Raw genomic sequence first — 18,396 nt, 5'->3', positions numbered from 1 at the left:
TGTGGATAAAGGGGGCCGAGAAAACGGTAAATGTCGCCTTTAAGGTGATCAGAAGGCGCAGGGGAGGGAGGTGATCCCGTTGATGAAACTGGTGCGCTGCCGGACCGGTGGCGTCGTGGCATGAAGATCCGGAAGACGCGTGTACAGCTCGCGGAGCAGTGCCGTCACCTCCCGCCGGGCGAGGTGGGCGCCGAGGCAGAAATGCGGTCCGGGGGCACCGAAACCGACGTGCGGATTGGGGGAGCGCGTGATGTCGAACGTATGCGGATCGTTGAACACTTTCTCGTCCCGGTTCGCCGAGTTGTAGTAGAGGATCACCCGATCGCCGGTCCGGTAGACGTGGCCCCGCAGTTCGTAGTCGCGAGTCAGGGTTCGGCGCATCCACGTCACAGGCGTGGCGTAACGGACGGTCTCCTCGACGGCGCCCGGTAGCCGTTCCTCCAAGTCCGCCAGGAGCAGATCCCGCTGGTCGGGGTGTTCGGTGAGAAGGACGAGGGCATGCGACAGCGCGTTGCGCGTGGTCTCGTTGCCGGCCACGACGAGCAGCGAGAAGAAACGGCCCAGTTCACGGTGATCGAGGGCTTCGCCGTCCACGTTCGCGTGCGTCAGCGCGGTGACCAGGTCGTCGGCGGGCTTCTCACGGCGCACGCGGCTGAGATCGGCCATGAGCTCGTGCAGGTAGGAGAACTTCTCGGCGAGGATCGTCGCCCGGTCCCTGCCGTCCGGGCTGACGTGGTCCGGATCGCCGACGGCCAGGATGAGGTTCGTGGCGTCGATCACCTCGTCGTGCGCCGAGTCCGGGATGCCCATCATGGAACAGATGATCTGCAGGGGCATCGGCATGGCGGCGTGCTGGACGAAGTCGCACGGTCCCCGCTCGGCCATGTCGTCCACGATGCGGCGCGCCAGGACGGCCACGTCGCCCGCGACCCGTTCGATCAGGCGCGGAGTGAAGGAACGGGAGACGATCCGCCGGAGCCTGGCGTGCCGCGGATCGTCGATGCTGATCATGGAGCCGGTGTAGTCGGTGATCTGGGGCGGCGGGTCGACGGGACTGACGGCGGTGGGCTGGGAGCTGAACACCTCGGGATTGCGGCTCGCCTCGGCGACCTGTTCGTACCGGGTCAGGGCGTAGAACCCGGGTTCACCTGGCAGGGGGCAGAAGACCCGCTCCTCCGCGGCCCGGAGTGCGGCGAACAAATCGTCTCGCTCGCCTTGCGGCTTGGCCCAGAACTCCAGGCTTGACAGATTCTTCTCGACAAGGGAGGGCATGGTGGGAGCCGCCTTCCATCGGGAATCGCCGCCGTCAGGCTAACCCGGTGGCCGGCGGAACGCGATCAATAGCGGGCGGGCGCGGAGACCCGCCCGCTGTGCGTGGGTGCCGATCGAACGGCGCGTCCCGGGAAGGAATGCGTGTAGCGGCACCCGTCAGCGGGCGGACGGCTCCGCATAGTGGCGCTCGCCCGGACCCACATAGACCTGGCGTGGACGGCCGATTTTGGTGGACGAGTCGTCCAGCATCTCGCGCCACTGGGCGATCCAGCCCGGCAGGCGGCCGAGCGCGAACAGGACGGTGAACATGTTGGTCGGGAAGCCCATCGCCTTGTAGATGACGCCGGTGTAGAAGTCCACGTTCGGGTAGAGCTTCCGCTCGACGAAGTAGTCGTCGCTCAGCGCGACCTCTTCGAGGCGCATGGCGAGGTCGAGCAGCGGGTCGGACTTGCCGAGCGCGTCGAGGACCTTGCCCGTCGCCTTCTTCACGACCGCGGCGCGCGGGTCGTAGTTGCGGTAGACCCGGTGCCCGAAGCCCATCAGCTTGACGCCGGGCTCCTTGTCCTTGACGCGGCGTACGAACGAGTCGACGTCGTCGCCGTCCTTGTGGATCCCTTCCAGCATCTCCAGGACGGCCTGGTTGGCGCCGCCGTGCAGGGGGCCGAACAGGGCGTCGACACCCGCCGACACCGACGAGAACAGGTTCGCCTGGCTGGACCCCACGAGGCGCACCGTTGAGGTGGAACAGTTCTGCTCGTGGTCCGCGTGCAGGATGAACAGCATGTCCAGCACGCGCATGATCTCAGGGTCGATGTCGTACGGCTGCGTCGGCAGGCCGAACGTCATGCGCAGGAAGTTCTCCACGTACCCGAGAGAGTTGTCGGGGTAGAGCAGCGGCTGGCCGTTGGAGGTCTTGTACGCGTACGCCGCGATGGTGGGCAGCTTGGCTATGAGCCGGATGCTGGACTGGTCGACCTGCTCGGGATCGAAGGGGTCGAGACTGTCCTGGTAGAACGTCGACAGTGCGCTGACGGCGGACGACAGCACCGCCATCGGGTGCGCCTTGCGCGGGAAGGCGGAGAAGAACGCACGGAACTTCTCGTCCAGCAGTGTGTGGTTGCGGACGTTGTCGGTGAAGTCGGCCAGGCGGTCGGGTGCCGGCAGCTCGCCATAGATCAGCAGGTAGGCGACCTCGAGGAAGGACGATTTCTCCGCCAGCTCCTCGATCGGGTAACCGCGGTAGCGCAGGATGCCCGCCTCACCGTCGATGTAGGTGATCGCCGACGTGGTGGACGCGGTGTTGGTGAAGCCCGGATCGAGCGTGACATGGCCCGTCTCCTTCAGGAGGCTGCCCACGCCGAGGCCCGAGGGACCCTCCGTCGACTCGGTCACCTCGAGAGGCATCCGGCCGCCCGCGTGGCTGAGCTCGAAATCCGACATGCTCGCTCACTCCCAACTGCGTCCACACCTGCGTAGACGTTCCGATCGTCCCGTTCATCATCGTATCCACGTGATCACGGGCGCCGATCCGTGCCCTCCGCGTTGACGTGGACCGGCGCGGGTGTTCCGGTGGGTTCATGACCGATCACAGCACGGCCCGGCCCGCCACCGGGCCCGCCGCCGAACTCGCCGCGCGCGCTCGCCGGGAGATCGTGGACGCGGCGCCCCCGAACCGTTTCGTCGATGTGCTCGAATCAGGCGAGCTGCCCAGGGAACGCCTGGTCCGGCTTGCGGGGGAGGAGTACAGGATCGTCAGCAGCGATCGGCGGAGTTTCGCCCTGCTGGCCGCGCGCTTCCCGGAATCGCCCGCCGGTGACCTCTTTCTCGGGCTCGCGCAGGGCGAGGGAGAGGCGCTGAAACTTCTCGGCGACTTCGCCGCCGCACTCGGCGAGAGTGAGAAGTATCTCAAGGCGTACGAGCCGAAACCCTTCGCCCAGGCCTATCCGGCCTACCTCGCGCAGAGAGCGGCCTTCGGAACCGCCGGTGAGGTCGCGCTGGCCATGCTGGCCAATCTGGAGGAGTGGGGCGAGTACTGCTCAAGAACCGCGCAGGCCCTCCGCACGCACTACGGCTTCAGCGAGAAGTCCGTGGGGTTCTTCACCTTCTTCGCCGAATCGCCGCCCGGTTTTGAGGAACAGGCCCTGACGGTCATCGCTTCCGGCCTCGACTCCGGTGACGATCCCGAGGAAGTCTTGCGTGCTGCCCGCTTTCTGCATGCGTACGAGACCGCCTTCTGGGACGCGCTAGCTGAGGATCTGCCCTGAACCCCATGGGGTCGCAGCCATATAGCGGCGGCGGTTCAACGGGTGGTGGTTCCTATGGGGGCGGCTCCCGGAGGGTCGGCAGCTCGGCCGTGATCTCGACCAGCGTCCGTTCCTGGACGCCGATCAGCTGCTCGACGTCGACCGGCGGCCACTCCTCGCCATAGTGCGCGTCCAGCAACGTTGACAGGGCAACGAGGACATGCTCCGGCGTAGGACGCTCCCCGGGGTCCTTGACGAGGCAGCGTGTCACCAGGCCGCGCATGGGGGCGGGCAACAGGGTGAGGTCTGGTTCGCCGTAGACGATGCGGCCGCGCACCTTGCGGTCGGTCCCGAACGGCGCCGCACCGGTCGCCGCGAACACCAGGGTCGAGCCGAGGGAGAACACGTCGCTCTCCGGATGGACCGGATCCCCGAGCGCCTGCTCTGGCGACATGTACGCGGGCGTCCCCAGGATCTCCGTACGCGACAGCGGCAGTGCGTCAAGAGGCCGCGCGATGCCGAAATCAATCACTCTCGGCCCGTCCGAGGCGAGCAGGACGTTCGACGGCTTCAGGTCCCTGTGGACGATCCCCGCCCGATGTATCGCGATCAGCGCCTCGGCAAGCCCGGCGCCCAGCCGGCATGTGGTCCGCTCACGGAGCGGTCCCTTCTCCTGCACGACCTTGGAGAGACTCACGCCGCGGATGTACTGCGTCGCAAGCCACGGCTGGTCCGCGTCCGGATCGGCGTCCACGACGGGTGCGGTGTAGAAGCCGCTGACCGACTGCGCAGAGGTGACCTCGCGGCGAAATCTCGCCCTCCACCTGGGATCGTCCAGCAGCTCCGGCCGGATGACCTTCACGGCGACCAGCCGCCTGCTCTGCGACGCCCCGAGGAACACCTCGCCCATCCCGCCGGAACCGAGCCGGGCGACCACGCGGTACGGGCCGATCATCTGTGGGAGGTCTGACTGCATGGGCAAGGGGATCCGATCATGGTGGGGCGCGCTCAATCGTGCCACGATCCGGCCCTCCCGTCCGACCGGGAACGCATCACGTCCAGGGGAGAGCACTCCGTTCGGCCCAATAGCGGTCCGGAGGAACACTCAAGCCGGACAGCACCTCCATTTCGTCGTCACTGAGGTCGACCTCCGTCACAGCCAGGTTGGCCTCCAACTGCGCCGGGCTGACCGCGCCCATGAGGACGGTGTCCGCCCACGGCCGGCTCAGCGCCGCCGCAAGGGCCAGCGCGTCCGGCCGGACGCCCTTCCCGGACGCGAGGGTGAGCGCAGCCATGGGCGGCCGCACGGCGAGCCTCCCGTTGGCCAGTACTTCCTTGAGCAGCACATGCAGCCCCGCCTCACGCGCCTCCCGCAGGGCTTCCCCGGCGGAGGTCTCCAGGATGTTCCACGTCGATTGGACGGTCCTGAAGAGCCGTTGTCCGGATACCTCCAGTTCCATCGCCCGGCGGATCGTGTCGGCCTGCCGCGGGCCTGACGTGGAGAAGCCCACGCGGACGCCGTCGGCGGCCGCTTCCGCAAGGGCTACCTGTAGCCGGACGTCCTGGAACAGTGGGCTTTCTTCGGTGAGCGAATGCACCTGATAGACCGAGAGATGCCCGTTGAGAAAGGCGAGCGTCTCCGCATACTGGGTCCGGTAGCGGTCGAGACCATGCTCCTTGACCTCGTGCACAGGCGCATCGGTCTTCCAATCACCGACGTAGGTGTATCCCCACTTACTCGATACCGTCACACCTTCAGGGGCGCGTGCGGTGAGCCAGCCACCGAGGAACTCTTCCGACCGGCCGTACGACCGCGCCGCGTCCATCCACCGGATGCCCGCCGCGTAGGCCGCGTCCAGGACGTTCCAGGTGGCCTGACGCATCTCCTCGACGCTCCGGTCAGGTGGCAGCTCGTCCGCTCTGCCCACGTTGATGTATGCGGGCCGCCCCAGCGCGGCAAGCCCGATCCCCAGCCGCTGTATCGCGTTCATCCCTTCAGCCTGGCATGCCCCGCCTCACGTCCGAGAAGGCCGACTGTCCGAAGTGACCGATGAATCGGAGAGATTCCCCTGGGTTTTCCACAGAACCGCATTCTGGTGTAAGCGGCGTGGCCCGTCCGCGAGGCTTGTCGCGTCAACGTCCCATCGCGGAAAGAAAGGCACGGCCATGCCTGTGCAGATCACTCGCGGCCATTACGGGGCCCACCAGTTCGCCGGCCTTCTCGGGCTTGCCCGGTGGCAGATGCGCGTCGGCCTGGAGCACGGAATCCTGCCCGAACCCGACCTCGACGGAGAACGGTGGTCCGCGAGGCTCGCCGAGGAGGTCAAGGGGCACGGCGAGCAGGTCATCGCCAGATTCGGCGACGAGCCGCCGGTCGGATCCACCCGGGCGGCCGCGAGGCTCGCCGCGCGGGTGGGGCTCGACGTCGAGCGGCGGGACGTCGAGGTCCTTGTCGCCCAGGGAGACCTCAACGTCATCAGCAGCTTCCGCGGACATCCGGTCTACCTCCTGCGCGACCTGGACCGGCTCGACCCGGGCTCCGTCCGGTCGGTCGTCTCCACCCGGAAGGGCCCGCTCATCGACACCGTCGACCCCGGTGGCGCCGCGACGATCCTCAACTGGCCCCGCAGGACGTTCGACCGGATCGCCGGTGAACGCGAACTCGCCATGGACCGGCTCGGCCGGTACGCGCTCGCAGACGTCCAGGCCCTGGCAGCGGACGAACTCCTGGTGCGGCAGGTCGCAGAGGAGAAGCGCCACATGGCCCTGACCAAGACGCGACGCTCAGAGGCCAGGATCGAGGACGTCATGCGCGGCTGGCTTCTCCGCTGCTCCGCCTACCTGGATCGCGACGCCGACGTCCCGCCGGACCTCGCCCCCCTCAGCCGGGCGATCCGGGGCCTCATCGCCGTCAGGGCCGAAATCGCCAGACAGGAACAGCAGGCGCCGTCCTAGACCGAGTTCCTCAGCTTCTGTGTCCGGGAGAGACGCTCGAGCACTCCTTAGGGGCGGCGGGACGTGGAGCGGCGCCTGGCCGGGGGTTTCTGGTCTTCGTTCTGGCGGGCGAGGGCCGAGAAGAGGCGGTCGCGGGCCTCGGTGCGGGACATCGCGGGGAGACGCTCGGGGAAGGGGACGGCCATCGCGGCGGGGGTGTCGACCAGGCCTTCGTCGTCCACGGTGGCTTGGTCGCCCGTCCAGCTCCCGAGGAGGATCACGGACGCGCCGCCGGGGTGGCGGTCGAGGAGGGCCTCGATCCTGTCGGTCTCACCGCCCGGATCGGCCACGAGGAGGAGACGCCGCGCCTGCGTCACGCCCGTGCTCTCGCGGATGGCGAGTTCGGTCTCGAGGTACGCCAGGGCGGCATCGAGATTGCCCGGTATGAAGAGGCCGGCGGTGTCGTCGTCGAGGAGTTCGTCCTCGGCCAGGCCGAACAGGCAGGTGGTATCGGGGCGCGGTATCACCACCAGGGAGCTCCCGCCCTGCTCGTCGAGGGCCGCCAGGGCCAGTGTCCGCGCCGTGGCGACCGCGCCCGGGCCGGTCAGGCCGATGGCCGGAGCCGCGAACGGGTCGAGTGCGGGCTTGTGACTGCGAGGGGCGGCCAGTGGCGGTTCCGTGGGCCCGGTCGTGGAGAACGAGGGGAGCCCGGCGACGGCGTAGAGACGGTGCCGGAACGGGTAGCAGATCGCCGCCACGGTGGGGAGGAGCAGGCCGAGGAGCAGGACGGGCTGCAGTGAAGGTGGGCGTGAGTCGAGGTCCTCCGCCTCACGAGTGAGAGTTGTCGGGGCGCGCGTGGGAGTCGGCTCCGTGGACGGGTCGGCGGACGAGCTGGAGGGTGCCGGAGTCGGTTCTGGGGACGAGGTAGGCGATGTTGTGATCTTTGGACGTGCCGGTGGTGGAGGCGCGGGACGGGGAGAGTCCGGCGTGGTAGGCCGCTGGCGGAGCAACTCCTCAAGCTGCCTGCGCGAAGGGGACCGGCGCCTGGGCCCGGGCATCCGGTCGTATCGGTCTCCCCGGCGGTAGAACTCCTCACCACGCCCTGATCTCTTGCGAGACCCCTCGTACATCGCCAGCCACGCCTCCCGGCACTTGTAGGCGGCGTACAAGTCGCCGGTCCTCTTGGCGCGGTGGCAGATCGGCGGAATGGATCTGCGCGGCTCCGGGTCGACGCGGGTGACCGCGTCGGCAGGTACGGCCACGCCGATGGAGATGGCGCCGGCCATCGCGGTACAACCCAGCACCCCGCCGGTACAGCGGAGCAAGCCGCAGATCACGACGGCAAGTCTGGGATGTGCAAAACGGTTCATCTTCGCCCCGGGGGATCGCGTCGGTCACCGTGAGAATGCCGATCGTAGTCACTTTGGCTACGGAGCGTTGAATATTGCTCACAGTCGATCTTCCGATCATGGCTGTTTCTTCCGTGCCACTCCGGGTTATATGGGCGGCATATCCCGGATTATTCTGATTCGTCGGTTCGCCGCCCGCGGTTCGGCTGAACCGTCGGAGCGCCTATACAGGTTTCCCTGGCAGCACGTGGATTGCGGGGAGGTGGCTTGAAGATGCACGGGTGGTTTCGCGTGCAGTCCGCAGCCGCCATGGCGCGATTCACCGGACCAGAGGCAGCATGTGCGGGTGGCGGCGTGGTGCCATAAGTCTCACTCGGTGTTATCGAGGTCGGCGAGAGCTCATCCGCGACGACGCGATCAAGGACTAGACGCCGGCACCGTTGGGCGCCCGGCAACGACCAAGGCGCCCGGGCATTCAGCAGAGGCCGAAGCCCCAACCGTCCATGACCAAAAGGCATACGAACCAGCCGATTTCGTTCGCTATGTGCCGGTTACTCGGCCTCTTCAAGCCCGAAGATCTGTTTCACGGAGAGCCTCGTGATCGGGACGCACGACAGGCGTCATGCGCACGCCGTTCGAGGGCCGCCGCCTGGGACTCGGGGACGGCACAATCACCGAACAGCGGGCGGCCTGACGACGCCCGGCCAGCCGGGCTGCCGAGGGCGGGCTCGCGGTAGACGCGCTCCACGAACAAGTTTCGCAGCCAGGTGCAGGCCTCCTGGTAGGTGCCAGGGAGTCGTTGAGATCCTTCTTCGCCTCGATCAGCAGCCCCTTGGGAGCACCTCGGACAGCATCGCCTCGCCCGCCTTCCCGGCACCGGCGGGTGTGGTGGAAGCCGCCGCGACCGGGCCGAGGCCGCCGAGCGCCGCGCCGCCGAGGCCGAGCGGGGCCGCGAGGCCGAGGCACGGCCGCGCGTGTGATGGGCGTCGGTGGTGGTGGGGTTGTGGGGTGTCCGGGCCGGCATTTCGAGGGCGTGTGATGGGCGTCAGCTCGGATGGGGTGAGGCGCTGGTGGGGTTGTTGAAGGTGTTCACGCGGTGGCGTGGTGGTGTGGTCAGGCGGCGGGTGGGAGTTGGGCGTCGGCGGGGGCCTTTAGGACGTCGTACATGCCTACGGGGAGGGTGTCGCTGTAGAGCCAGTCGTTGATCGTGCCTTCGAAGGTCGCGGGCGGGCTGACGCTGAGGAGGCGCGGGGTCAGTGGGCTCAGGCGAATCTGGAAGGGTGCCGGGGGTGTGGGGCGGCGTGCAGAGCCCCAGAAGTCGGTGAAGTCGCTCTGGCCGAGGTGCGGGGCGGCCGTGATCGTGCGGGTGTGGGCGGCGGGGCCGGAGGCCAGCCAGGACCAGTGGTCGGTCAGGAGGCGGCGGGCGGTGGTGCGCAGCACGTTGAGGGCCGCGAGGTCATGCGGGCAGGCGACGTCGCTGATCTGGAGTTCGGGGAGGCCGAAGCGGCGGAGGCCGCTGGTGCGGAGACGTACGCAGGCACAGCCGTTCACGCCCTCCGGGTCGAGGTCGGGTTCCGCGGCCGTGCAGCGGCCGTTGGAGCGGAATGGGGGCAGGACGTCGCCGAGCCACTGGTCGGCCAGCACGAAGTGCGTCCTCTCGGCGCAGCGCGTCAGGATGTGGCCCGTGATCAGGTCGGCGATGACGCCGCCGGTGGCGTCCGCGATGGCGTGGGCGGCCGCGCGGGCGACCTGGACGGCGCGGGGCTGGTCGGTGATCGCCGCGAAGGCGGTGATGACGGCGAATTCCGTCGCGTTGTTGAAGGCACGCGCGGCCGGGCCGTCCTCTGGGCCGGCCGCCTTGATGTGCCCGGGGTCCCAGCGCAGGCAGGTGAGGTCCTCCCGGGTGACCTGCAGCTGCGGAGAGCCGAGCCGTCCGGCGATGTGGGCGTGGTAGGGGCCGGCCGGACTTCGGCGGACCAGGCCGGCGAGGTCGCCCGGGATGCTCGTGGCCGCGACGGCGAACCGGGAGGTCGTGCTGGACGGAACCGGGAACGTGATCGTGGCCATCGAGGCCGCTCCTTCCGTGCCGGGACGGGACCTGGCAAGCATGCGCCGCCGTCCCGGCCGGAAGCAGTAGAACCCGATTCTGGGGATAACCCTCGATCACGCCGGTCTGGCGGCCCCCGGTGTGCAGCCGAAGCGTTCGCGGAAAACGCGGGTGAAGTGAGCCTGGTCGGCGAACCCGTGGCGGTGTGCGATCTCGGCGACGGTGGTATGGGACGCCGTGGGGTCGGCCAGATCCTCCTTCGCCTTCGTCAACCGCCGTTGCATGACGTAACGGGCAGGGGTGAGTCCTTCGGGTTCGAAGACGCGGCTGAGATGCCGGACAGAGATGCCCAGCGCGGCGGCGATGCGTCCGCTGCTCAGACCGTGGTCATGCAGGTGCCGTTCGATGTAGTCCTTCGCAACAACGAGGTGGAGCAGGCGGGTGGGCGATGCAGGACGGTCCCCGACCCGCTCGGTCGCGAGCTTGCCGAGGAGTTCCAGGGCCAGATCGTCGGCGCCGTCCGGTCCCCTCTCCTTGGCGAGTCCGAGAAGCAGGGACCGAAGGGCCCGGGATGCCGGTGAATCGTGGTCTGTGCTGAGCGCGATGGGTGCAGGCAGGAACGGTGAACGGAAACGCTCGGCGAACATCTCCCGGGGGATGTCCAGGAGCAGCTTCCGCATGGGGGTGGAGAAGCCGAAGAGATACGGACGGGCCGTGTCGTAGAGGATGAGGTTGCCTGCGTTGATGGTCAGGCAGCCGCCGGAGTGGTAGAAGACAGCCTCGCCTTGGAGGACGAGGCTGGCGAAAACCGATTCCTTGGGGAGGTCGCGGCAGGTTCGCGGTGTCCGTTCTATGACGTGTTCGTTCCCCTGGATATCGGCTAGGCGCAGCCCGCCGACCCGCAGGTTCGTCTGTTGCGCCAAGAGCCCGCCCTCCGCGTACGAGGAGCAGGTCAGCCCGACCAGTGCGCGCGCGTTGTACTCCTCCCAGTAGGCGATCCGGTCATCGGGAGGGACCTCCTCGGTCGACACGCGCGACTCCATGACGGAAACGGCCATCTCGACCTCCTCGCGTTCACGGGAACGCTCCCTTGCAGGGTGGTGGAGGAGGCCGAGTCTATCCGCCGGTCCTCAGCGGAAGAGGGAGTCGACGTAGTCGGACCCTAGGCCGACCCTGTCGTAGTGCTCGCGGCACATCGCGATGTAGTCGTGGACGTCGAAATACCCGTCGGCGTCACCGTTCTCGTCCAGCCAGATGAGCGGGCCCTTCACGATGAACATCGTCTTCATCGGCTCGCCGCTCTCGTAGGCGACGAGCGTGTGACCCTCGCCGGGCGCCTCGTAGACGAAGTCCCCGGCCGTGGCCGTCCAGGGACGTTCGAGGTAGCCCCACTTGCCGGAGATGGTGTAGGCGAACACCTCGTGAGGGTGGTAGTGCCGGTTGACCAGTCCCGCGCTGGTGGCGCGCAGGACGTCCGCCCAGGAGTTGTCCTTGACGTTGATCCACAGCGGGCGGGAACCGACGGTCTCGGTGAACGGCACGTAGTAGCGGTCGTCGTCCGTGGCGACCTTGGACAGGTACACCTCGGGCAGGGCGTCCGGCTTCTGCGAGTTCTGGATCGGCTTCAGGTTCTTCCAGAACTCCGTCGTCGCGTCCTCGGGCATGGCATCCTCCAACGTGCGCCGGTCGTTACCAGCAGTGAACCGTGCCTGCCCCGGGCCGTCTTGCCTCTGCGGGACCCTCGGGTTTGCCTGTCGTGGACACGGGCCGGATTGGCGAGAATCGCCCAACGAAGACGGCGACGTTAGGTAAGGTTGCCGTCACCCGCGGTCAGATTGATGTGAGAGGCGACGGCATGTGCCGACTTTTCGGTATGAGCACCGGAGGACCCCGTATCAGGGCGGCCCACTGGCTGCTGGACGCGTCCCGGAGCCTGCGTGCGCAGAGCCACCGGATGCAGCATGGGGCCGGACTCGGATGGTTCTCGCTCGGCGGTGAACCCGTCCGCGACAGGGCCCCGCTCGCCGCCTTCGAGAACGCCGACTTCGACTTGCACGCCCGGAACGTCCCGTCCCACACGTTCGTGGCGCATGTCCGGGACGCCTCGGTGGGCGGTCTGACCGTGCATAACTGCCACCCGTTCGTGATGGGCGACCGGCTCTTCGCGCACAACGGGGTCGTGAAGGGGCTGGACGTCCTCCGCACCTGGCTGACGGACGTGGACCGCGCCCACGTCGCCGGCGAAACCGACTCCGAGCTCGTCTTCGCCTACGTGACCGCGGAGATCCGCCGCCGCGGCGACACGACGGCCGGGATCGTCGAGGCGGTACGGCGCATCGCAGCCGAGCTCCCGGTCTTCTCTCTCAACCTGCTCGTAGCCGAGGCCGGGCGGATGTGGGCGCTGCGCTACCCGGAGAGCAACGAGCTGTGGGTGCTGTCGCCCGGCGAGGGCGGCGTGAGCGGGCCCGGACGTGCGGCTGGGACGGACGGGCCGGTGCCCGCCGTCGTCATCGCCAGCGAGCCGATGGACGACCAGCCGGGCTGGCGGCCCCTCCGGCCCGGTGAGCTGCTCGCCGTCGACGGGCTGACCGAGGCGTCCTGCTTCCCGTTCGGTCCCCTGCGCCATCCGCTGCGCCGCTCCGACCTCTCCATCCGTGAAGCCGCCTCCCAGTCGACCACCCCCGGTACCGCCGGTCCGCCTGTCGCCTCCGGCGCCCGCGCGCGCACCGACACTTCCGCTGACCTTTCGACTGCCGCCTCCGCTGCCACCGTCTCCTCCACCCAGGCACCGTCCGCAGCCGCGTCCGTTGGTTCGTCCGCCGCCCCGTCCGTTGCAGCGTCGGTTGCTTCTTCTGCTGCTCCGTCCGCCGCCGTCGGCGCCGGGCTGTAAGTAGCCGAAGCGGCGCCGCCTACCAGCGGCGCCGCGTGCCGCCTTCCCTTCGCCTCCGCCAAGCCGTCCGGTGCCACCCTGCCCGCCGGTATGGGACGTGAGGGTCTTGATGGGGCCGGGTTCCGGTCCGGGATCGGCTGCGACCGACGATCCGCGGGGGACGGCCCGACTCCTGCGTCTGAGGCCCGCTCTCCGACTCCGACACGCCGTTCACCACGGAAAAGACCAGCTTCGGCCGAATTCGCGGTGATTCGCGCGGCATCGACGGCGTAATCAGGGGGAATGTGTACGTTGGGGAGATCAACACTGCTGTGAGCTGCGGGGACGGGCCCCGTGGCGCAGCCTTGGAAACAGGAGGTCCCCGTGGCCCGAACATTGTCGAGGGGCACCCGTGTGACCGGTGCCGAACGCACACAACTCGCCGCCGAACTCGCCCCGCGGTACGCGGCCGGCGAGAGTATCCGAGACCTGGCGGCCGAGACCGGCCGGTCGTACGGGTTCATCTACAACGTCCTGAAGGAGGCGGGCGTGCCGCTCCGTGGCCGGGGCGGCAATACCCGGCGCAAGAAGGCCTGACCCGCTCCCGCGACCAGAAGGAAAAGCGCACATGAACGGACGTCCCCCTCGCCCCCCGGGGGGACCCCGCGCGCTAAGAACGGTGATGCGCCCCGGTGACCTCGAGGCGCCCGTTCAGGCTGGCGAGGTCCGCGGCGGCCCGCCCGGCCACCCAGCCCTCATAGTTGGAGACCGAACCCGCCCGACCCCTGGCGAGGTTCGGGAACATCGTGCCGACGGCCTGTTCGACGGCCCGGTCGCGCACGGCCAGGACGGGAACCAGAACGTTTCCGCCGGCGCTCGCGGTCGCCCTGTCCGCCGCCTCCCGCAGCCGCTCCCCGATACGGGCGGCGTAGGCGTTGAGGAAGGCGTGACGGAACGAGCGCGTCCTTGACCGTCCCCGCGCATCGCGCCTGGGACCCGCGTGCACCATGGCGGACGTCGCCTGGACGAGCAGCGACGTGAACAGCATTTCCACCGCGGCCAGATCGGCCGGATAACCGACGACCGTGGAGAACCCCAGCTCCCGATGCCATACCGCCCTGCAGCGGTTGGCGTCGGCCACCACCGTCAGCAGGACCGCCTTGGGCGAGTCGTAGGGGTTGTCCACCGCGATGCGGCGTCCGGCGGGGCCGCCCATGTCACCGGTCTCTGCGGCCAGCAACGCATGGTCGATGCTGTGCCGCGCCATCAGTTCCTGGGCGCGCGCGCTCAGCGCCTCCGCCTCTTCGGGGAACTCGGTCGACTCCGCCTTGGCCAGAAGCGCCCTGACCCGGCCGAGCGTCCGCTGGTCGACGTCCCGGATCCGTCCGCGCGATGCCGCCCTGGGGCCCAGGCCCGGGCCGTCTGATCCGCTCGCACCGGGCGCGCCCGTGCTGTCCCCGCCGGGGCTGGCCCCGCCCTGGCCGGCCCGGCCCTTGCTGGACCCGCCAGTGTCGGCTCCGCCTGTGCCGGAATCGGCTTCGGCCCTGCTTGTGCCGGATGTGCCTGTGCCGGACGCGCCGGTGTTGGCCCCGCCTGTGCCGGACGTCCTTGTGCCGGAAGTGCCCGTGGTGGGTGTGCCAGGGGGTGGGCTCAGGTTCGGCAGCCTTGGAAGGGTCTCCAGGAGGTGGACGAGTTCGATGGCGCATGCGACGTAGGTCGCGTGTCCGACCTCTTCGCGTCCGCACCAGGCGTCCGGATGCTCGTCGTCGTCCTCCCACCACACTTCGGCCTCAAGGGCGGCGAGTTGCTCGTACCACTGGTCGTCGACGGTGGTGCTGGTGTAGGCCCGCATCTCGCCCGCGATCACGTCCGTCGCGAGCCGTGCGTGTCTGGCGGTGCGGCGGCGGGACGCGAACCGGACCACGTCGGCCGGTTGCCACCCGCGCTCCCAGGCCGTTGTGATCCCCTGCTCCAGCCGCGCGGCGAGGCATCGGTGGACGGCGAGCGGCCAGCCGGGCACGCCGGGCCGTCCGGTCAGGTCCGCCACGAGCCGCTGGAACGCGGCGGTGTCCCCTCGGTAGAGCGACCGCACGGCCTGGGCGGTCAGTTCACCGGCGGCCTCCGTGAGGGGAGCCGCGTCCCGGGGTCGTGAACGCCGCCGCGCCTTCCGCACCGCCACTCCCGTCGTCCGAGGTCACACGAGTACGACGCATCCTGCCATCCGGCGACGACAGACTCGCCGTACCCACGCGGGATCACTCGGCCCATACGAGCGTACGCCCCCGGCCGTGCGGCCGGGGGCGGTGAGCGGGCGGTGGTCCTATTCGCGGAGCTCCTCGCCGCGCATTTCCTCGATGACGACGCTCTGATAGGCGCGGGAGGTGTCGGGAACGTAGCTGAGCCGTGCGAGGGCCTTGCCGTGGTGGTCCCGGATCTCGAAGTGGTAGCCCTCCCCGGCGTCGCCGACGTGGGCCACGGCCTGGTCGTGCCGCAGCCGGCACATCGTGTCGACCTTCTCCAACGCCACTTTCAGGCTCCCCGCGTCGCTGATGAGCCGCGCCGGCTCACTCGTCTCCCAGATCTCGAACATTGGTCGTGTCCTGTCGGCGGTCGGACGGAACGGGGCGGGGCATTCCAGACGTCGGAGACAGCTTGAACCCGTTTGATGGATCTTTCAATCAGTGCAGGTATCGGATTGATCACTATTCGAAGTTATGCACGCTCACAGCGTCATGTCCGCATGTGGCGGCGGATGGACGCTTTCGTCGGCCGTGCCGGGATCGATAGGGTCGGCCGCACATAACCGAACGGGATTCGGAAGGGGTCGGAGTGGACTACCGGGTCGTGTCCATCGTCCGTGACCACGCCCGTGAGCGGGGGACGGCGCCGGCCGTCACCGGCGACGGGCGGACCGTGAGCTACGCCGAGCTCGACGAGCGCTCCAGCCGGGTCGCCCAGGCCCTTCTGGCTGCGGGCCTCGGGCACGGCTCCCGGGTCGCCTACGTGGGCAAGAACGCGCCCGAGTTCTTCGACCTGCTGTTCGGCGCCGCGAAGATCGGCGCGGTGACGGCCCCGGTCAACTGGCGGCTGACCCCCGCCGAGATCGCCGCGGTCATCGCGGACGCGCAGGCGCCGGTGACGGTGGTGGACGCCGAGTTGGCCTCCCTCGCGTCCGAGCTCCCCGGACGCGCCGTCCTGACCGGGGAGGACCACGAGGCGTGGCTCGCGGCGCACGCCGCCGACGACCCCGGCTTCACGGGAGAGCCGGACGATGTCGTGATGCAGCTCTACACGTCCGGCACGACCGGGGTCCCGAAGGGCGTGCAACTGACCAACGCGAACTTCGAGGTGGGGGAGCGGATGGCCCGCCGGTGGCGGCTGGACGGCTCGTCGGTGAGCCTCGTCCCGATGCCGCTGTTCCACATCGGCGGCTCCGGCTGGGCCCTGGCCGGGCTGTTCGCGGGGTGCCGGCAGGTCCTCGTCCGCGACATCGACCCGGCCGCGCTGGTCGACACGTTCGAACGCGAGCGGATCACCAACGCGTTCATCGTCCCGGCGGTGCTGCAGTTCATGTGCCAGGTCCCCGGCGCGGCCGGACGCGACTATTCGGCGCTGCGGGCGATCACCTACGGCGCGTCCCCGATCACTTCGGAGGTGCTGCGCCGCGCCCTCGACACCTTCAGGGCCCCGCTCTTCCAGCTGTACGGGATGACGGAGACGACCGGCGCGATCGTCCAGCTCGAACCCGAGGACCATGATCCGGAGGGGCCGCGCGCCCACCTGATGCGCTCGGCCGGGCGCCCGTACGACTGGGTCGAGGTGAAGATCGTCGAACCGGGCGGGGACGCCGGTCGGCCAGCGGGCGAGGTCGGCGAGGTGCTGACCAGGTCCACGCAGAACACGCCGGGCTACTGGAACCGTCCCGAGGAGACCGGGCGGCTCCTCGCCGGGGACGGCTGGCTCCGCACGGGCGACGCCGGTCACCTCGACGCCGACGGCTACCTGTTCCTCACCGACCGCATCAAGGACATGATCGTCACGGGTGCGGAGAACGTGTACCCGATCGAGGTCGAGGAGGTCCTCGCCGCCCATCCGGCGATCGCCGACGTCGCGGTCATCGGCGTCCCGGACGAGCGCTGGGGCGAGGCCGTCAAGGCCGTCGTGGTGCTCGTCCCGGGCGCCGCGCTGACGGAGGACGAGGTGATCGCCTACGCGCGCGGCCGTCTCGCCGGCTTCAAGCGTCCCCGTTCGGCCGACTTCGTGGACGCCCTGCCCCGCAACCCCAGCGGCAAGATCCTCAAGAAGGATCTGCGCGCGCCCTACTGGGAAGGTCTGGGCAGGACCATCGCCTGATACGACGACTCCCTAGGGCACATTAGTCGTCGGCGACGGTGACGACGGTTTCCTTCGCGTCCGGTTCGATGAAGCGCAGCAGCGAAACGCCCTCGGTGGTCAGTTCGTCGATGGCCGCCTGGGGGAGTGGCTCGAAGGGACGCAAGCGCAGTGTCGCGACCCTGCGCTTGTACTCCGTCTCCCAGATTCCGTGCGCGAAGCCGTCCCAGAGGAAGACGGCGCGGACCCGGAGGTTCTTGGTGGTGAGCAACGGCCGGTGTGCGTCGGCGATGACGCGCCTGCGGTCGGCGTGCGCCAGGACGAGGCTGTCGAACTCGGGCAGGAACCGCGCCGGTGCCGGAACGCCCCCGCCGGGTCGTGGAGCGTCGGGCAGGTCGAACAGTTCCTTTCCCCTGTCGTCGGTGAAGACGCGGAGGCCGGGACGCAGGCGGTCGAATGCCTCACCGGCCGCAGGGAGACCCGACCAGGTCTGCGCGTCGGCGGCGGACGCGGGACCGTAGGCCGCCAGGTAGCGAAGCATCAGCTCGTCCGTCGCGGGCTCGTCCGCCAGTGCGGCGCCCAGCCATTCATCGGCCGGCGTGAACCGCGATGTACGCGGGAAGCCCCACCTGTCCTCGGACGGAACCATGACCAGCGGCACGCAGAGCCGGACGGCATATCCGAGCGCCCTGTCGTTGACGTCCGGAAACTGCTCCTGCAACAGCGCACGGACCTCGTTGAACGTCCGGGGCTCCGCTTCGAGAAGCGCACGCGCCGCCGGGACGACCTTGCTCAGGTCCATTCCCTTGGCGCGGTCGCCCAGTACGCGGAGGGCGCCGTCCAGCATCGGCTGCATCGCCGTACGGAACGCCGTGTAGTCGGCTCCGGTCATCAGATGCAGGGTGGCGCGCATCATCGTGGCGCGGACGAGTGACCGGTCGTGCAGGGCCGTGTTCAGGTCGGACGCTTGGAAGCCGTCCAGCCGGGTCCAGAGCCCCAGGAACGGTGGTTTGGGCTCCTGCGCCTGCATGCCGAACAGCCGCCCCACCGCCTCGGTTACGGGGATCGGCTCGCGCGCGAGCAGGAGCTGCCGTGCCAGCGTGGCGCGGTTCAGGGCCCGGACGCTGAGGGTGTCTGTCATCCGACAAGAATGCCCGCGATCACCGTCAGGACGCGGGCCCACGCCCGTGCATGGCCGCGGGAAATGGCAGGCGACGCGAGTTCCCGCAGGTCAAACCGCTTCGGACGCCCCGGGAGCACGGGCCGGAGTGATCGGGAACGATCGACGGGCGCAAGGGTTACGGGGTGAACTTTCCTAAAATGCACGTGCATCAGCTCTTGCACCTGCAC

General features: G+C 69.1%; 16 protein-coding genes. 5 read left to right on the top strand and 11 right to left on the bottom strand.

The features are described 5' to 3' along the window. Positions 1 to 48 precede the first annotated feature (48 nt). The gene (locus tag ACTWPP_RS38070) at positions 49 to 1,272 is read right to left on the bottom strand and encodes a cytochrome P450 (protein WP_443109297.1); all 1,224 of its coding nucleotides are present in this window, start codon (positions 1,270 to 1,272) and stop codon (positions 49 to 51) included. Between the two features lie 156 nt (positions 1,273 to 1,428). After that, the gene (locus ACTWPP_RS38065; RefSeq protein ID WP_443109296.1) at positions 1,429 to 2,712 is read right to left on the bottom strand and encodes a citrate synthase; all 1,284 of its coding nucleotides are present in this window, start codon (positions 2,710 to 2,712) and stop codon (positions 1,429 to 1,431) included. Positions 2,713 to 2,849: 137 nt separating this feature from the next. Here ACTWPP_RS38065 and ACTWPP_RS38060 point away from each other — a divergent pair, with 137 nt between their 5' ends. Continuing rightward, positions 2,850 to 3,536: a hypothetical protein gene (locus ACTWPP_RS38060; RefSeq protein WP_443109294.1), complete on the top strand. Its 687-nt coding sequence runs from the start codon at positions 2,850 to 2,852 to the stop codon at positions 3,534 to 3,536. A gap of 52 nt (positions 3,537 to 3,588) precedes the next feature. Here the strand turns inward: ACTWPP_RS38060 and ACTWPP_RS38055 are convergent, their stop codons facing one another. Beyond that, positions 3,589 to 4,491, bottom strand: coding sequence for a serine/threonine-protein kinase (locus ACTWPP_RS38055; RefSeq protein ID WP_443109293.1), 903 nt, complete (start codon positions 4,489 to 4,491; stop codon positions 3,589 to 3,591). Positions 4,492 to 4,567: 76 nt separating this feature from the next. Then, positions 4,568 to 5,506 carry an aldo/keto reductase gene (locus ACTWPP_RS38050; protein ID WP_443109292.1) on the bottom strand — a complete coding sequence of 313 codons (939 nt, stop codon included), beginning with the start codon at positions 5,504 to 5,506 and terminating at the stop codon, positions 4,568 to 4,570. A gap of 175 nt (positions 5,507 to 5,681) precedes the next feature. Here ACTWPP_RS38050 and ACTWPP_RS38045 point away from each other — a divergent pair, with 175 nt between their 5' ends. After that, the gene (locus tag ACTWPP_RS38045; RefSeq protein WP_443109291.1) at positions 5,682 to 6,470 is read left to right on the top strand and encodes a hypothetical protein; all 789 of its coding nucleotides are present in this window, start codon (positions 5,682 to 5,684) and stop codon (positions 6,468 to 6,470) included. Positions 6,471 to 6,517: 47 nt separating this feature from the next. Here ACTWPP_RS38045 and ACTWPP_RS38040 read toward each other — a convergent pair whose 3' ends face one another. The 4 genes from ACTWPP_RS38040 to ACTWPP_RS38025 all read right to left on the bottom strand — a co-directional run bounded on the left by ACTWPP_RS38040 (position 6,518) and on the right by ACTWPP_RS38025 (position 11,509). Further along, a complete protein-coding gene (locus ACTWPP_RS38040) occupies positions 6,518 to 7,207 on the bottom strand; it encodes a hypothetical protein (protein ID WP_443109290.1) in 690 nt (229 codons plus the stop codon). Between the two features lie 1,704 nt (positions 7,208 to 8,911). Next, entirely contained in the window at positions 8,912 to 9,865 is a 954-nt protein-coding gene (locus tag ACTWPP_RS38035) for a hypothetical protein (protein WP_443109289.1), read from the bottom strand. Positions 9,866 to 9,961: 96 nt separating this feature from the next. Next, the gene (locus ACTWPP_RS38030) at positions 9,962 to 10,903 is read right to left on the bottom strand and encodes a helix-turn-helix domain-containing protein (RefSeq protein WP_443109288.1); all 942 of its coding nucleotides are present in this window, start codon (positions 10,901 to 10,903) and stop codon (positions 9,962 to 9,964) included. A gap of 72 nt (positions 10,904 to 10,975) precedes the next feature. Further along, positions 10,976 to 11,509, bottom strand: coding sequence for a 2,4'-dihydroxyacetophenone dioxygenase family protein (locus ACTWPP_RS38025; RefSeq protein ID WP_443109287.1), 534 nt, complete (start codon positions 11,507 to 11,509; stop codon positions 10,976 to 10,978). Between the two features lie 191 nt (positions 11,510 to 11,700). On the opposite strand from ACTWPP_RS38025, the gene ACTWPP_RS38020 reads away from it, so the two are divergent. Together ACTWPP_RS38020 and ACTWPP_RS38015 are read left to right on the top strand one after the other, a co-directional pair. After that, positions 11,701 to 12,735: a class II glutamine amidotransferase gene (locus ACTWPP_RS38020; protein ID WP_443109286.1), complete on the top strand. Its 1,035-nt coding sequence runs from the start codon at positions 11,701 to 11,703 to the stop codon at positions 12,733 to 12,735. Positions 12,736 to 13,098: 363 nt separating this feature from the next. Next, positions 13,099 to 13,311, top strand: coding sequence for a helix-turn-helix domain-containing protein (locus ACTWPP_RS38015; RefSeq protein ID WP_176196825.1), 213 nt, complete (start codon positions 13,099 to 13,101; stop codon positions 13,309 to 13,311). A 73-nt stretch (positions 13,312 to 13,384) separates the two neighbouring features. Here the strand turns inward: ACTWPP_RS38015 and ACTWPP_RS38010 are convergent, their stop codons facing one another. Together ACTWPP_RS38010 and ACTWPP_RS38005 are read right to left on the bottom strand one after the other, a co-directional pair. Continuing rightward, positions 13,385 to 14,887 carry a DUF2786 domain-containing protein gene (locus tag ACTWPP_RS38010; protein WP_443109285.1) on the bottom strand — a complete coding sequence of 501 codons (1,503 nt, stop codon included), beginning with the start codon at positions 14,885 to 14,887 and terminating at the stop codon, positions 13,385 to 13,387. A gap of 147 nt (positions 14,888 to 15,034) precedes the next feature. After that, positions 15,035 to 15,304 carry a hypothetical protein gene (locus ACTWPP_RS38005; protein WP_443109284.1) on the bottom strand — a complete coding sequence of 90 codons (270 nt, stop codon included), beginning with the start codon at positions 15,302 to 15,304 and terminating at the stop codon, positions 15,035 to 15,037. Positions 15,305 to 15,543: 239 nt separating this feature from the next. Here ACTWPP_RS38005 and ACTWPP_RS38000 point away from each other — a divergent pair, with 239 nt between their 5' ends. After that, the gene (locus ACTWPP_RS38000; protein WP_443109283.1) at positions 15,544 to 17,067 is read left to right on the top strand and encodes a long-chain-fatty-acid--CoA ligase; all 1,524 of its coding nucleotides are present in this window, start codon (positions 15,544 to 15,546) and stop codon (positions 17,065 to 17,067) included. A 22-nt stretch (positions 17,068 to 17,089) separates the two neighbouring features. Here ACTWPP_RS38000 and ACTWPP_RS37995 read toward each other — a convergent pair whose 3' ends face one another. Then, on the bottom strand, positions 17,090 to 18,187 hold the full coding sequence (locus tag ACTWPP_RS37995; protein ID WP_443109282.1) for a winged helix DNA-binding domain-containing protein: 1,098 nt from the start codon (positions 18,185 to 18,187) through the stop codon (positions 17,090 to 17,092). Positions 18,188 to 18,396: the final 209 nt, after the last annotated feature.

This window comes from Actinomadura sp. 3N407 (assembly GCF_052245875.1).
Classification (GTDB): domain Bacteria; phylum Actinomycetota; class Actinomycetes; order Streptosporangiales; family Streptosporangiaceae; genus Spirillospora.
The sequence above is the reverse complement of the archived record's forward strand: the minus strand, read 5'-3'. Positions and strand labels throughout refer to the sequence as shown.

Coding starts and splice junctions, on each gene's coding strand:
- ACTWPP_RS38070 (WP_443109297.1), bottom strand. CDS start 1,272: ATGCCCTCCCTTGTCGAGAAGAATCTGTCAAGCCTGGAGTTCTGGGCC.
- ACTWPP_RS38065 (WP_443109296.1), bottom strand. CDS start 2,712: ATGTCGGATTTCGAGCTCAGCCACGCGGGCGGCCGGATGCCTCTCGAG.
- ACTWPP_RS38060 (WP_443109294.1), top strand. CDS start 2,850: ATGACCGATCACAGCACGGCCCGGCCCGCCACCGGGCCCGCCGCCGAA.
- ACTWPP_RS38055 (WP_443109293.1), bottom strand. CDS start 4,491: ATGCAGTCAGACCTCCCACAGATGATCGGCCCGTACCGCGTGGTCGCC.
- ACTWPP_RS38050 (WP_443109292.1), bottom strand. CDS start 5,506: ATGAACGCGATACAGCGGCTGGGGATCGGGCTTGCCGCGCTGGGGCGG.
- ACTWPP_RS38045 (WP_443109291.1), top strand. CDS start 5,682: ATGCCTGTGCAGATCACTCGCGGCCATTACGGGGCCCACCAGTTCGCC.
- ACTWPP_RS38035 (WP_443109289.1), bottom strand. CDS start 9,865: ATGGCCACGATCACGTTCCCGGTTCCGTCCAGCACGACCTCCCGGTTC.
- ACTWPP_RS38030 (WP_443109288.1), bottom strand. CDS start 10,903: ATGGCCGTTTCCGTCATGGAGTCGCGCGTGTCGACCGAGGAGGTCCCT.
- ACTWPP_RS38025 (WP_443109287.1), bottom strand. CDS start 11,509: ATGCCCGAGGACGCGACGACGGAGTTCTGGAAGAACCTGAAGCCGATC.
- ACTWPP_RS38020 (WP_443109286.1), top strand. CDS start 11,701: ATGTGCCGACTTTTCGGTATGAGCACCGGAGGACCCCGTATCAGGGCG.
- ACTWPP_RS38005 (WP_443109284.1), bottom strand. CDS start 15,304: ATGTTCGAGATCTGGGAGACGAGTGAGCCGGCGCGGCTCATCAGCGAC.
- ACTWPP_RS37995 (WP_443109282.1), bottom strand. CDS start 18,187: ATGACAGACACCCTCAGCGTCCGGGCCCTGAACCGCGCCACGCTGGCA.